This is a genomic window from Streptomyces sp. NPDC048481 (assembly GCF_043200075.1).
GTDB lineage: Bacteria > Actinomycetota > Actinomycetes > Streptomycetales > Streptomycetaceae > Streptomyces.
Genome location: NZ_JBICXC010000006.1, coordinates 416,092 through 429,031, shown reverse-complemented (window position 1 = coordinate 429,031; position 12,940 = coordinate 416,092). Strand labels below are relative to the sequence as shown.

Genomic DNA, 12,940 nt, shown 5'->3' with positions numbered 1-12,940 from the left:
ACGACAATCCCCGCATGACTTCCGCCCTCCGGCACGTGACCATCGACTGTTCCGACGCCTACGCCCTCGCCGGCTTCTGGTCCGAGGTGCTGGGCCGGCCTCGCCACGAGGACGACCGGCCGGGCGACGAGGAGGCGCTCATCGAGGACGCGGGCCTGCTCTTCGTCACGGTGCCGGAGGCCAAGAAGGGGAAGAACCGCATCCACTTCGACCTTCAGCCGCAGGACCGCACCCGCGAGGAGGAGGTCGAGCGCCTGCTCGCCCTCGGAGCCACCCTCGTCGACGACCACCGCAGGCCGGACGGCACGGGATGGGCGGTCCTGGCCGACCCGGAGGGCAACGAGTTCTGCGTGGAGCGCAGCGCGGCGGAACGGGCAGCCGGCTGAGTCGACGGGGCGGGCTGGGGGCGGGCGGGCGACGGCGGGCGGGGACGGTTCGGCGTCCGCCGAACAAAGTCGCGGCCAGCATGAGCGGCATGCCTGCACCCGGTGTGACCACGAGCCCCTTCTCCGCCCTGCACCACGGCGACGTCCCGCTCCTCCTGCCCAACGCCTGGGACCACGCCTCCGCGGTGGCCATGGCACGGCAGGGCTTCCCGGCGGTCGGAACGACGAGTCTCGCGGCGGCCGCGGCGGCGGGCCTGCCGGACGGGACCGGCGCGACGCGGGACCGGACGCTGGAACTGGCCTTGACGCTCGGCACGCAGCCCTTCCTGCTGTCGGTCGACGCCGAGAACGGGTTCAGCGACGACCCGGACGAGGTGGCCGAGTTCGCGTGCCGGCTGGCGGCCGCGGGCGTGGCCGGCGTCAACCTCGAGGACGGCATGGGCGCCGTCGACCGCCACGCCGCGAAGATCGAGGCCGTCAAAGCGGCCGCGCCCGGCCTCTTCGTCAACGCGCGCACGGACACGTACTGGCTGGGCGGACACGACGAGGGCGAGACGCTGTCCCGGCTCGACGCCTATCAACAGGCGGGCGCGGACGGCGTGTTCGTCCCCGGACTGGCGGACGAGCGGCGCATCGCCGCGCTCGTCGGCCGGATCGGCGTCCCGCTCAACATCCTCTACTCGCCGACCGGCCCCACCGTCGCCCGCCTCGCGAGCCTGGGCGTCGCCCGCGTCAGCCTCGGCTCACTGCTCTACCGGCGGGCCCTCGGCGCCGCGCTGGAGGCGCTGGACGAGATCGGCGCGGGACGACCGGTGAGCGGCCGCACGCCGACGTACGCGCAGACGCTGGAACTCGCCGCCCCCACTCCCGCGGGCCGCTGACACGGCAGCACTGCGCCGACCGGCACCGACCGCCGCCGACCGGACGCGAACAGCCGTGGGCCACCCTCCCCCACCCGCGGATCACCCGGCGGTCGCCCGGTGCTCGTCCGGCGGCCGTTCGTCGGTCTCGCTCTCCCGTGGCCAGTGGGTGAGGGCCGTGTGCAGTGCGTCGATCGCCTTGTCCCACGACCGCCGCACGTCCCGCGGCGCGCCGAAGCCGCCGCCCGCCTCCAGCAGGCAGTAGCCGTGGAAGGTGCTGCGCAGCAGACGGACGGCGTCGGTGAGGTCGGGTTCGTCGAGGCCGTAGCCGCGGAGCATCCCGTAGGTGATCTCCCCGGTGCGCCGCAGGGCCGGGGAGTCGACGGTCAGCTCCCGGTCGAGTTCCCGGTCGATGCGGATCTGGGTCGCGGCGTACCGGCCCGGGTGCCGCAGGGCGTAGTCCCGGTAGGCGCCGGCGAACGCGGCCAGCGCGTCCTTGCCGGCCAGTCCGACGACGGCCGCGGCGATGCGGTCGATCATCTCGGCGCCGACGAACAGGGCCAGCCGGGTGCGCAGTTCGCGCAGGCTGCCGACGTGGGAGTACAGGCTCGCGTCCTTGACTCCGAACCGGCGGGCCAGCGCCGAGAGGCTGACGTTCTCGAAACCGGCCTCGTCGGCCAGCTCGGCGGCGGCCTCGACGAGGCGGTCGGTGGTCAGGCCGACTCGTGGCATGGGGACCGCCTTGGGTGCGGGGACCGGCAGGGTTCAGCCAGGATCCTAGAGGTTCCAGGCGGGAACACCCCGGCCCGGCCGGCCCACTGACCGGCCGACCCGCCGGCTGCCCGGCCGACGGGTCGGCCGACCGGTCAGGCGGTGGGCGTGAAGACGAACGAGAAGCGGGCGGGCGCCGCGTCCAGGAAGTACCGGGGCAGCGGGCCCGGGCCGCAGGACTGGGAGCCGAGGCCGTGCTGACCGTGGTCGAGGTTGACCCACACCGTCTCGCCCGCGACCAGGTCGGTGCGGTGGGCGGCGGCGTCGAGCTGCTCGGTCGTCCAGCGCCGCGCGGTGAACCAGAACGCGGGGTCCCCCTCGACGCGCAGTCCGCCCAGCTCCGCCCAGCGGACGTCGGCCCGGGCCCCGTTCTCCTGGGGGCGGACGTACGGCGTCTGGAGGGCGTCGACGGTCGACCGCCACCGGCCGAGGGCCGACGCCGACCTGCTGTCCGGGTACGCCTCGCCGGGGCCGCCGCCGAACCACGTCACCCGGTCCGCCGCGGACAGGCCGAAGCGGATGCCGAGGCGGGGGAGCGGGAACGTCCAGTCGCCCTCGGGGGTCACGGAGACGGTCAGCCGCACCCGGTCGCCGTCCGACGTCCACCGGTAGGCCGTGGACAGGCCGATCTCCCAGCCGGCCGGGGCCACCCGGGTCCGCACCGTCACAGCGTCATCGCCGACTTCGACGGCGTCCAGCCGGTGCCGCATCCGGTGCAGGCCGAACTTGCGCCACAGCTCGCTGTGACGGACGTCCGTCTGCCAGGCCGCGCCGTCGTCGTTGTCGGTGGTCGCCCGCCACACGTCCAGCCGCAGTCCGGTCACCGCCACCGGGCCCAGGGCGCGCAGTTCGCCGGTGCGGGCGTCGAAGGAGGCGGGGCCCACGGTGACGAGCCGGTCCCCGGCGGCGGGCGCGACCGCCGGCCCGAGGGAGGGCGGCGTCCGTGGCGCCGCCGCCACCTGGCCCCAGGCGACCTCGTGCCCCCGCTCCGCCCAGGCGGCGTCCTCGGCCAATACGGCCCGGACGGTCCATCCCGTCTCCGTGCCGGCCGGGACGCCGGCGGGCGGCTCGGGCAGTGCGACGTCGGCCGACTCGCCCGGCGCGAGCGGCGGCACGGTGAGGGTCCCGGAGGCGAGTGTCTCGCCGTCCGCCTGGAAGGCCCAGGTGAACGCCAGCGCCGACAGGCCGGCGAAGTCGTGCTTGTTGGTGACGCGGACCGTGCCCTGTGCGGTGGCCTCCAGGGCGACGGGCTCGATCACCTTCTTGAACTCGACGAGGCCGGGGGAGGGGGTGCGGTCGGGGAAGAGAAGGCCGTCGCAGACGAAGTTCCCGTCGTGCAGTTCCTCGCCGAAGTCGCCGCCGTAGGCGTATCCCAGCTCCGGGTGCCGGATGCCGTGGTCGATCCACTCCCAGACGAACGCGCCCTGGAGCCGGTCGTGGGCCTCGAAGATCCGCTGGTAGTCGGCCAGTCCGCCGGGGCCGTTGCCCATGGCGTGCGCGTACTCGCAGAGGATGAAGGGCAGTTCGCGCCGTCCGTGCGTGCCGCCGTCCAGGCCCTGTCCGATCCGCTCCACCTCCTCGTGGGAGGCGTACATGCGGGAGTAGACGTCCGTGTCACGGCAGCCGAGGTCGCCCTCGTAGTGCACCAGGCGCGAGGAGTCGCGGGCGTGGATCCACTCGGCCATGGCGGTCAGTCCGCGCCCGGTGCCGGCCTCGTTGCCGAGGGACCACATGACGATGGACGGATGGTTCTTGTCCCGTTCGACCATGCGGGCCGCGCGGTCGAGGAGGGCGGGGGTCCAGCGGTCGTCGTCGACGGGGTTGTCCCGCCAGTCCTGCTCGACGAAGCCGTGGGTCTCCAGGTCGCACTCGTCGATCACCCACAGCCCGTACTCGTCGCACAGGTCGAGGAACGCCGGGTGCGGCGGATAGTGCGAGGTGCGGACGGCGTTGACGTTGTGCCGCTTCATCAGCAGCACGTCCTCGCGCATCGTCTCCACGTCGAGGGCGCGGCCCGTCTCCGGATGCCACTCGTGCCGGTTGACGCCCTTGAAGAGGACCGGACGCCCGTTGACCTTGATCAGACCGTCCGCCAGCTCGACGGTGCGGAAGCCGATGCGCAGGGGCACCCGTTCGCCGGGCGTGACCAGCTCGCCGTCGTAGAGCGTGGGCGTCTCCGCCGTCCACGGCCGGACCGCCGCCGTGGCCGCCCGGCCGGTCGGGACGTCGATGCCCAGGGCGGGCACGACGACCCGCCCGTCCACGTCGGAGTCGACGCACAGCCGGCCCTCGCCCGTGACGTGGTCGTAGGAGGCGTGCACGAAGAAGTCGAGGACGGCGCCCGCCGGGCGGTGCAGCAGCGTCACGTCACGGAAGATGCCCGGCAGCCACCACTGGTCCTGGTCCTCCAGGTACGAGCCCGCCGACCACTGGTGGACCCGGACGGCGAGGACGTTGCCGCGGGCCTTGAGCAGATGGCCCACCGCGAACTCGTGCGCCAGCCGGGACCCCTTGAACTCGCCGATGTCCGTGCCGTTCAGCCAGACCCGAGCGCAGGACTCGACGCCGTCGAAGCGGAGCACGGCGCCGCCGTCGTCGAGGTCGGGCCATCCGTCGGGCAGGTCGAAGACGCGCAGGTGGTCGCCGGTCGGGTTCTCCGTCGGCACCCGGGGAGGGTCGACCGGGAAGGGGTAGAGGTGGTTGGTGTAGGCGGGGAACCCGAACGCGCCGTCTCCCTGGAGCACCCAGTGGCCGGGGACCGTGACCTCGGCCCAGTCCCCGGCGTCGTACCCCTGCGCCGCGAACGCGTCGTCCTCGGCGTCGGCGGTCGCCGACAGGCGCAGCCGCCAGCGTCCGTTCAGCGAGTACGACTTCGCGTCCGAGACGGCGTACCAGGCACGGGGCGGAAGGGCCCCCGAGCCGGGCGAGACGCTCTCGACGTAGTCGACGGACGGGGGTCCCCCCGCCCGTGCGGAACCGAGGGAGGGGGAGGTGCGCAAGGTCATCGAACTCCTAGGTCAGCCCTTGATGCCGGTCTGTGCGATCCCCTGGACCAGCCAGCGCTGGAGGAAGAGGAACACGAACACCAGGGGGAGGATGGAAAAGGCGGTCGCCATGAAGATCAGGTGGAAGATGACGGTCTGGTTGGTCATGTAGTTGGAGAGCGCGACCTGGACGGTCCACGAGCCCGGGTCCTGGCCGATGACCAGCGGCCACAGGAAGGAGTTCCAGCCGTTGATGAACGTGATGGTCGCCATCGCCGCGAAGAAGTTCAGTGAGTTGGGCACCACGATGCGCCAGTACGCGCCCCAGTATCCGAGTCCGTCCACCCGCGCCGCCTCCTCCAGTTCCCTGGGGAACCCGAGGAAGTACTGCCGGAAGAGGAAGCAGGTGAAACCACTGAACAGGCCCGGGATGATCAGACCCCGGTAGGTGTCCACCCAGCCGAGCGACGACACCAGGACGAAGCTCGGGACGAAGGTGACCGCCGTCGGGACCATCAGGGTGCCCAGGACGGCGTAGAAGACCTTGTTGGCGTGCCGGTACGGGATGCGGGCCAGGGCGTAGCCCGCCAGGGAGCAGACCAGCAGGACGCCGGCGGTGTGCAGGGTGGCCACCACCGCCGAGTTCCACAGGGACTGGCCGAAGGGCACCGTCTCGTCGGTGAACAGTTCCTTGACGTTGCCCCACTGGATGTCCGTGGGGAAGAACTTCCAGTTCTCGCCGGTGATCTCGGTGTCGGTGGAGAGGGCGTTGCGGACCAGCAGGTAGAACGGGACGAGGAAGAAGAAGGCGGCGGTCCCGGTGGCGATGTAGAGCCCGGTGGAGCTCATCACGCCGCCGCGCCCGCCCCGGCGGGGCTTCGGTGGGGGCGGTGCGGACTCGCCCACCTCGGGCGTCGTGGTGGTCACTTGGACTCGTCCCCCCTTCCGAAGCCCAGGAACTTGCCCTGGAGCAGGGTCACGGCGCAGATCAGGACGGTCAGGATGACCGCGCCGGCGCTGCCGGAACCGTAGTCCTGGCTCTCGCCGAGGGCCTTGTAGTACAGCTCGACGAGCGGCGGGCGGCCCCAGGTGGTCTTCGACAGCAGGTTGAAGAACTCGTCGAACGCCTGGTAGGCGGCGATGAGCAGCAGCAGGATCACGGCGGTGGACGTGGCGCGCAGCTGGGGCAGGGTGATGTGGCGGAAGGTCTGCCATCCCGGCTTGGCGCCGTCGATGGCTGCGGCCTCGTACAGCTCGCCGGGGATGTTCTGCAGCGCGGCCAGGAACAGGATCATGTAGAAGCCGGACTGGAGCCAGAGCCGGGCCGAGACGATGACGACCCAGTACCAGGGCGGGTTGGGGTCGACCAGCCAGGCGATGTTGTCGATCCCGAACCAGGCGAGGACCGTGTTCATGAGGCCGAAGCGGACCCCGCTGAAGATCGACATCTTCCAGATCAGCGCGGCGGCGACATAGCTGCACGCGGTCGGCAGGAAGAAGACCGAGCGGAAGAACGCCCGCATGAAGCGCAACCGGTTCACCAGCAGCGCAAGGCCCAGTGAGAGCGCCCAGGTGGTGGGCACGATGAACGCGGCGAAGACGGTGAAGGTGACGAGCGAGCCGACGAAGTCGTCGTCCGTCAGCATGTACGTGTAGTTCTCGAAACCGACGAACTTGTCGGGTGTGACGGTGAAGCGGGCCTCGAAGAAGCTGAGCCAGATGCTCCACAGGATCGGCGCGTACACGAAGATCGCCAGGCCGATGAGGAACGGCCCGCAGAAGAGCCAGAAGTTGAACGCGGGGCTGCCCCGCAGACCCCGCCGCGGCCTGGCCGGTGAGGCCTTCGCCGGGGCGGGGCGCGCGAGGTCGCGCGTCTTGGTCGTCGACATGTCGCAGTCCGTCCCGCGGCCTATCCGAACAGCTTCTTGAGTTCGCGGTTGACGGCCGCGTCGGCCTTGTCCAGCGCGGCCTCCGGGTCCATGTCCTTGCGGACGGAGTTGGCGAAGACGTCCTCGAGGGAGGTGCGCATGGCCTGGGTCCAGCCGATGTTGTCGAAGTGCCCGAACTCGTTGAAGAGCCGGACGCCCTCGGCGGCGTTGCCCGACTTGAGCTTGGTGGCCGTCTGCGCGATCGAGGTGCGCGGCGGGATGTGGAAGCCGAAGGAGGTGGCCCACTCCTCCTGGTACTTCTTCTGGTCGATCCACAGCCACTTGACGTACTCCTTGGCGGCGTCGACGTTCTTGCCCTTGGCGTTGACGAACATCGACCAGCCACCGTTGTAGACCGACTGCTTGCCGGAGTCGACGGTCTTCGGGAAGGGGAAGACGCCCCAGTCGTCGCCGAGCGCCTTCTGGATGGCCGGCATCGCCCACATGCCGCAGAACTGGATGGCGCACAGGCCCTGGTTGAGCGAGGAGGGGTCCCAGGACGCGGTCGGTGCGCCGAGCAGGAGATGGCCGCTGGTGAACAGCTTGCGCATCTTCTTGATGCCCTCGATGACGCCGGGGGTGTGGTAGGCGATCTCGTTCTTCTCGTCAAGGTGGTCCGCGCCTGCCGACCAGATCATCGTGTCGATGACGCTGTGCAGGTCGTCGCCCATGTACAAGCCCTTGACCTTGCCGGTGGTGAGCTTGTCGGCGGCCTCCATCAGCTCGTCGAGCGTGGTCGGGACCTGGACCTTGGCCTTCTCCAGCATCGACTTGCGGTAGAAGAAGAACTGCGGGTCGTCGATCATGCGGACGCCGTATATCTTCCCGTCGACCGTGTGCGACTTGATGTCGGCCGGGTTGAAGTCGCTCTTGACCGGATCGATGATGTCGGTCAGGTCCGCCACCTGCCCGCTCTTGACCATCTGGATCTGCGGGTGGAACTCGAAGACGTCGGGCGCGTTCTTGGTGAGCAGGGTGGCGAAGAGCTTGCTCTCGAAGTCGGCGCTGGTGATCCACTGCGTGGTCACGTTCGCCTTGTCGTAGGCCTTCGCGTACTTCTTGATCGCCTGCTCGGTGCCCTGCTCGCCGTACGCGTGGAAGAACTGCGTCAGGTCGACGCCCGAGCCCGACCCCCCGCTCCTGCCGTTGTTGCTGCCGCAGGCGGCGAGCGTGCCGGCCGCGGCCATGCCCGCCGCGGCCCGGAAGAGGGATCGGCGGGACCAGTTGCTGTTGCTCATTGCCGACATGGCGACGTCCTTGTCTCGAGTACGGCTGCGGCTCGACGGCTTGGGTGCCGGATGGCCCAAATGGCGTTGCGGAGCCGGACGTTAACCTTCGGCTAAGGCTTCGGCAAGGGGTTGGACGAAGTCTGTTCGAAGCGTTGCGATCGGTTCGGTATGGCGAACAGGCGACCTGCCGGAGCGCGGCGAAAAGGCGGGAAAGGGCCGGGAAAAAGAGGTGAGGGCCGCCGGTGTCAGGGGCCGGCGACCCTCGGTCCGAGGGAGGTCCTCGGGCGGGCTACCGCCCGGACGGGACCCCGGGGGCCTCGGGGATCTCCGCGATCCCGGGGGCCGCGCCGGCCCCGGCGGATCCGAGTGGGCCGCGGGGCCGACTCCGGATGCGCGTCACCGGCGCGCTCTCGTGGCCTTCGGCGGGCCGCCGCACACGGCTGCTCCCGCTCATCCGGCCGCGGCCGCGCGGCCGCGCCCTCCCGCGGAGGCGGTGCGTCTGACGTTGCGCTGACCGACCGACCGCAGCGCCCCCTCCAGTGCGAACGTCGCCGCTCCCAGGCAGGCCGGATCGGTCGGGATCGGGCTGACGACGATCCGGTTGGCCGCCAGCGGCCGCTTCAGCGCATGGCGTGCCACCGCCTCGCGCACCTCCCGCACCAGCGGCTCGCCGAGCCTGGCGGCGACCCAGCTGCTCAGCACGACCACCTCGGGGTTGAGCAGGTTGACGAGGTTGGCGATGCCCGCCCCGAGATACCGCGCGGTCTCGCGGAGCACCTGGACGGCCTCCGGTTCGTCCGCGGCGACCCCGGCCGCCAGCGCGTCGATGGTGGCCGTCTGGTCGTCGGGATGCAGCAGCGCGCTGTCCGGGAAGAGCTCGCCGAGGTTCTGCATGATGCCCGGCGCACCGACGTACGCCTCCACGCAGCCGCGGTTGCCGCAACGGCACAGCCGGCCGTCCAGGACGAGGGTGGTGTGCCCCCACTCGCCGGCGCTGTTGCTCACCCCCCGGTGCAGTTCGCCGCCGAGCACCAGACCGGCGCCGACGCCCGTGCCGAGGTTGACCACCAGGGCGTCCCCGTGCCCCCGGGCCGCCCCGAACCACAGCTCGGCGACCGCGCCGGCCCGCAGCGGATTGTCCAGGTAGAGGGGGTACGCGATGTGCTCCGCGAGCAGGTCGAGCAACGGCACGTCGTGCCAGTCCCAGTTGGGCGCGTACTCCGAGACGCCGGTCGCCCGGTCCACCTGGCCCGGCACGCTCACCCCGACGCCGAGCACCCGCGCGGCCTCGACCCCGGCCTGCGCGACCACCGAGCCGGCCGCCGCGGCGACATGACCCACCACCTGCTGCGGACGGCTCTCACCGGGGCGCATGTTCTCCTCGGCGCGCGCCAGCACGTTGAGCGCCAGATCGAACAGCTCGACGTGGACGTACGTCTCCGCGATGTCCACGCCGATCAACGCGCCCCCCGACGCGTTGACGGCCACGAGTCCCCGGGGGCGGCCGCCCGCCGAGTCCTCGAACCCGACTTCCGTGATCATGCGGAGGTCGAGCAGCTCGCCGACCAGGGTGGCGACCGTGGCGAGCGAGAGGCCGGTCGCGGCCGCGAGCTCCTGCCGCGAGGTGGGCGACGCGGCGATGATCTGGCGCAGCACCTCGTACCGGTTCGCCGTGCGGATGTCCCGTGACGTGCCGCGCTTCATGGAGCGTGCCCCCTCATCCCTGCCGTCCCTTCGCATGCCGGGCGGGCCAGCACTGCGACGGCACCGGCGCCGCGCCAGGCTATGGCGTGCCACGACGTTCGACAAGGGGTTAGGAAAGGGGCTTTATAAAGTCGGCGGCCCCCTCGGACGTCAGCCGCCCAGGACATCCCGCACGAAGGCGTTGCTGAACTTTCCGGCCGGATCCAGCACCCGCGCCAGGGCGGTGAAGTCGTCGATCCGGGGGTAGCGGCCGCGCACCGCGCCGGCGGGCGTCTCGAAGACCTTGCCCCAGTGAGGACGCGGCTCGAACGGCTCCAGCGCCGCCTCCACGGCCCGCACCACGGGCAGCACCGCCGCCGTGTCCTCGATCCACGTGAAGTGGAGCGCCACCGTGTCCCGGCCGTAGGAGGGGCTCAGCCACTGCCCGTCGGCCGCCACGGTGCGCACCTCGCAGATCTGGAGCACGGGGGCGACCGTCCGCCGGATCCCGTCGAGCGCCCGCAACGCCTGAAGCGCGTGCGCACGCGGGAGCAGGTACTCGCTCTGCAGCTCGTTGCCGCTGCTCGGGGTGAACTCCGCGCGGAAGTGCGGCAGCCGCTCGTGCCACGGCCCGGGCTCGCCGAACTGCGCCGTGCAGTTCACCGCCGGCATCCCCGGCACCGGATGAAGGGCCTCCACCGCGGGCTCGGCCCACGGGAAGCCGCCGAACGGCTCGTCCGAGCGCCGCTTCACCCACACCTGCCGGAATCCGGGCGCACCCCAGTCGGTGAACAGGCTGACGCTGTACGCCGCTCCCGCCACCGCCTCGAAGTCGAGCCCGTCCAGCGGGAGTTCGGTGAACACATGCTGCTCCACCTCATAGGCGGGCTCCAGGTCGAGCGTGAGGGCGGTCACCACGCCGAGGGCGCCCAGCGAGGTGACGGCGCCCTCGAACCGCCGGTCGCCGCGCCCGACGACGACGGTGGAGCCGTCGGCGGTGACGATCTCCACCTCGCGCACCGAGGAGGCCAGCGGACCGTTGCCCACCCCGGACCCGTGGGTGCCGGTCGCCACCGACCCGGCGACCGAGATGTGCGGCAGGGAGGCCATGTTCGCCAGGGCGAGCCCGTGCTCGTGCACCCGGCGCGCCAGCTCGGCGTACCGGACGCCGCCGCCGACCCGCACCGTGCGGGCCGCCGTGTCGACGTCGATCCCGCCGGTCAGGCCGTCCAGTGACAGCAGCACCCCGTCCGCGCCCGGCTCGGCGATCTCGTTGAACGAGTGCCCGCTGCCGAGCACCCGCACCCGGGCGCTGCCCGCGACCAGCGTGCGCAGCTCGTCCAGGGAGCGCGGGCGGCGCACCTCGCGCGCGGTGAAGACGATGTTGCCGGCCCAGTTGGTCACGGTCTGCGTCATGCGGCTGCTCGCCCCTTCCGAGGAAGATCGGGAACCCTCGGTTCCCAGGTCGAACCTACCCTGCCCGCAACACGAGGCCCCCCGCCCCCACCCCCGCGCCGGCCGGGGCATACCGTGAGGAGTCGTACGCCTGAGCCGGGAGGAGAGTCGGATGGACAGCCGTACCGCGCTGGTCGAGGATCTGATGGAGCGGTTTCCGCATGTGCCGCGGGAGGCCGTCATCAAGGAGGACCTCCTGCGCGGAGGCGTGGCCTTCGACGCCTCCGCCCTGAGCGACAACGAGTCGGGTGAGGTCAAGCCGAAGTCGTACTTCATCTTCTCCTTCGACCACGGCACCCTGCCCGAACTGGGCGAGGCCGCCCTGCGCCGCCCGCCCGAGGAGATCATCCTCACGGGAGGCCCCTACGACCTGCGGCGCACGGTCGTCTCGGTCCGGGTGAACCCCGCCTCCCCCTACCGTGTCGCGGCCGACGACCAGGGCCTGCTCGGTCTGTACCTCGACGGGAAACGCATCGCCGACGTCGGCGTGCCGCCGATGCCCGAGTACTACCGCCACAAGCTCTCCAACGGGAAGTCCGTCATGGAGGTCGCGCCCACCATCCAGTGGGGCTACCTCATCTACCTGACCGTCTTCCGGGTGTGCCAGTACTTCGGCGCCAAGGAGGAGTGCCAGTACTGCGACATCAACCACAACTGGCGCCAGCACAAGGCGGCCGGGCGGCCCTACACGGGTGTGAAGGACGTCGAGGAGGTCCTCGAGGCCCTGGAGATCATCGACCGCTACGACACCCAGAAGGCGTCCACCGCCTACACGCTCACCGGCGGCGCGATCACCAAGACCGTCGCCGGCCGCGACGAGGCGGACTTCTACGGGCAGTACGCCAAGGCCATCGAGGAGCGGTTCCCGGGCCGCTGGATCGGCAAGGTCGTCGCCCAGGCGCTGCCCAAGGACGACGTGCAGCGGTTCAAGGACCACGGCGTGCAGATCTACCACCCCAACTACGAGGTGTGGGACGAGTACCTGTTCAAGATGTACTGCCCGGGCAAGGAGCGCTACGTCGGCCGCGACGAGTGGCACAAGCGGATCCTCGACTCGGCGGAGGTGTTCGGCGCGCGCAACGTGATCCCCAACTTCGTCGCGGGCGTCGAGATGGCCGAGCCCTTCGGGTTCAAGACGGTCGACGAGGCGATCGCGTCCACCACCGAGGGCCTGCGCTTCTTCATGTCGCACGGCATCACGCCCCGCTTCACCACCTGGTGCCCCGAGCCGACGACCCCGCTCGGCAAGGCCAACCCGAACGGCGCGCCGCTGGAGTACCACATCAGGCTGCTCCAGGCCTACCGCGCCACCATGGAGGAGTTCGGCCTCGCCTCGCCGCCCGGCTACGGCCCGCCCGGACCCGGCCGCGCCGTGTTCTCGGTGAGCTCTTTCATGGACAGCCTTCCGGCGCGGGACGAGGCGGCCGTATAGTCCGGCGCGACCGCCCCGAACGGCTCGTCGCGAGAGGGTTTTCGCAACAGGTCCGAAAAAAGACGCGCCGACGGTGAGCACGGGGCGGCCCGCGTCCGTACACCAGGGCGCAGCGGCGGACGCGGCCGCCTCTGCGCCCTGTCCTGCTGTCCTGACATGACATCTGAACAGGGCGCTTGTCAGTTGTGCGAGAAACGTGAAAAGCTCTGCCC

The 12,940-nt window shown here is 71.1% G+C and carries 10 protein-coding genes; 3 read left to right on the top strand and 7 right to left on the bottom strand.

Annotated elements, in window-relative coordinates; genetic code table 11:
• Positions 1 to 14 precede the first annotated feature (14 nt).
• Together ACGFSH_RS21290 and ACGFSH_RS21285 are read left to right on the top strand one after the other, a co-directional pair.
• Entirely contained in the window at positions 15 to 386 is a 372-nt protein-coding gene (locus tag ACGFSH_RS21290) for a VOC family protein (protein ID WP_393350824.1), read from the top strand.
• Positions 387 to 466: 80 nt separating this feature from the next.
• Positions 467 to 1,267 carry an isocitrate lyase/phosphoenolpyruvate mutase family protein gene (locus ACGFSH_RS21285; RefSeq protein ID WP_393350821.1) on the top strand — a complete coding sequence of 267 codons (801 nt, stop codon included), beginning with the start codon at positions 467 to 469 and terminating at the stop codon, positions 1,265 to 1,267.
• 81 nt (positions 1,268 to 1,348) lie between these two features.
• On the opposite strand, the gene ACGFSH_RS21280 is transcribed toward ACGFSH_RS21285, so the two are convergent.
• The 7 genes from ACGFSH_RS21280 to ACGFSH_RS21250 form a co-directional block, all read right to left on the bottom strand.
• The gene (locus ACGFSH_RS21280) at positions 1,349 to 1,978 is read right to left on the bottom strand and encodes a TetR/AcrR family transcriptional regulator (protein WP_393350819.1); all 630 of its coding nucleotides are present in this window, start codon (positions 1,976 to 1,978) and stop codon (positions 1,349 to 1,351) included.
• Between the two features lie 134 nt (positions 1,979 to 2,112).
• Entirely contained in the window at positions 2,113 to 5,022 is a 2,910-nt protein-coding gene (locus ACGFSH_RS21275; protein WP_393350817.1) for a glycoside hydrolase family 2 TIM barrel-domain containing protein, read from the bottom strand.
• 12 nt (positions 5,023 to 5,034) lie between these two features.
• A complete protein-coding gene (locus ACGFSH_RS21270; protein ID WP_393350815.1) occupies positions 5,035 to 5,928 on the bottom strand; it encodes a carbohydrate ABC transporter permease in 894 nt (297 codons plus the stop codon).
• A complete protein-coding gene (locus ACGFSH_RS21265; RefSeq protein WP_393350813.1) occupies positions 5,925 to 6,890 on the bottom strand; it encodes a carbohydrate ABC transporter permease in 966 nt (321 codons plus the stop codon). The genes ACGFSH_RS21270 and ACGFSH_RS21265 overlap by 4 nt, the downstream gene beginning before the upstream one ends.
• Before the next feature lie 20 nt (positions 6,891 to 6,910).
• The gene (locus ACGFSH_RS21260; RefSeq protein ID WP_393350810.1) at positions 6,911 to 8,176 is read right to left on the bottom strand and encodes an ABC transporter substrate-binding protein; all 1,266 of its coding nucleotides are present in this window, start codon (positions 8,174 to 8,176) and stop codon (positions 6,911 to 6,913) included.
• 432 nt (positions 8,177 to 8,608) lie between these two features.
• On the bottom strand, positions 8,609 to 9,862 hold the full coding sequence (locus ACGFSH_RS21255; protein WP_393350807.1) for an ROK family protein: 1,254 nt from the start codon (positions 9,860 to 9,862) through the stop codon (positions 8,609 to 8,611).
• A 150-nt stretch (positions 9,863 to 10,012) separates the two neighbouring features.
• Positions 10,013 to 11,257 carry an FAD-binding protein gene (locus tag ACGFSH_RS21250; RefSeq protein WP_393350804.1) on the bottom strand — a complete coding sequence of 415 codons (1,245 nt, stop codon included), beginning with the start codon at positions 11,255 to 11,257 and terminating at the stop codon, positions 10,013 to 10,015.
• A gap of 151 nt (positions 11,258 to 11,408) precedes the next feature.
• Here ACGFSH_RS21250 and ACGFSH_RS21245 point away from each other — a divergent pair, with 151 nt between their 5' ends.
• Positions 11,409 to 12,728 carry a radical SAM protein gene (locus tag ACGFSH_RS21245; protein WP_393350801.1) on the top strand — a complete coding sequence of 440 codons (1,320 nt, stop codon included), beginning with the start codon at positions 11,409 to 11,411 and terminating at the stop codon, positions 12,726 to 12,728.
• The last annotated feature ends 212 nt before the right edge of the window (positions 12,729 to 12,940 follow it).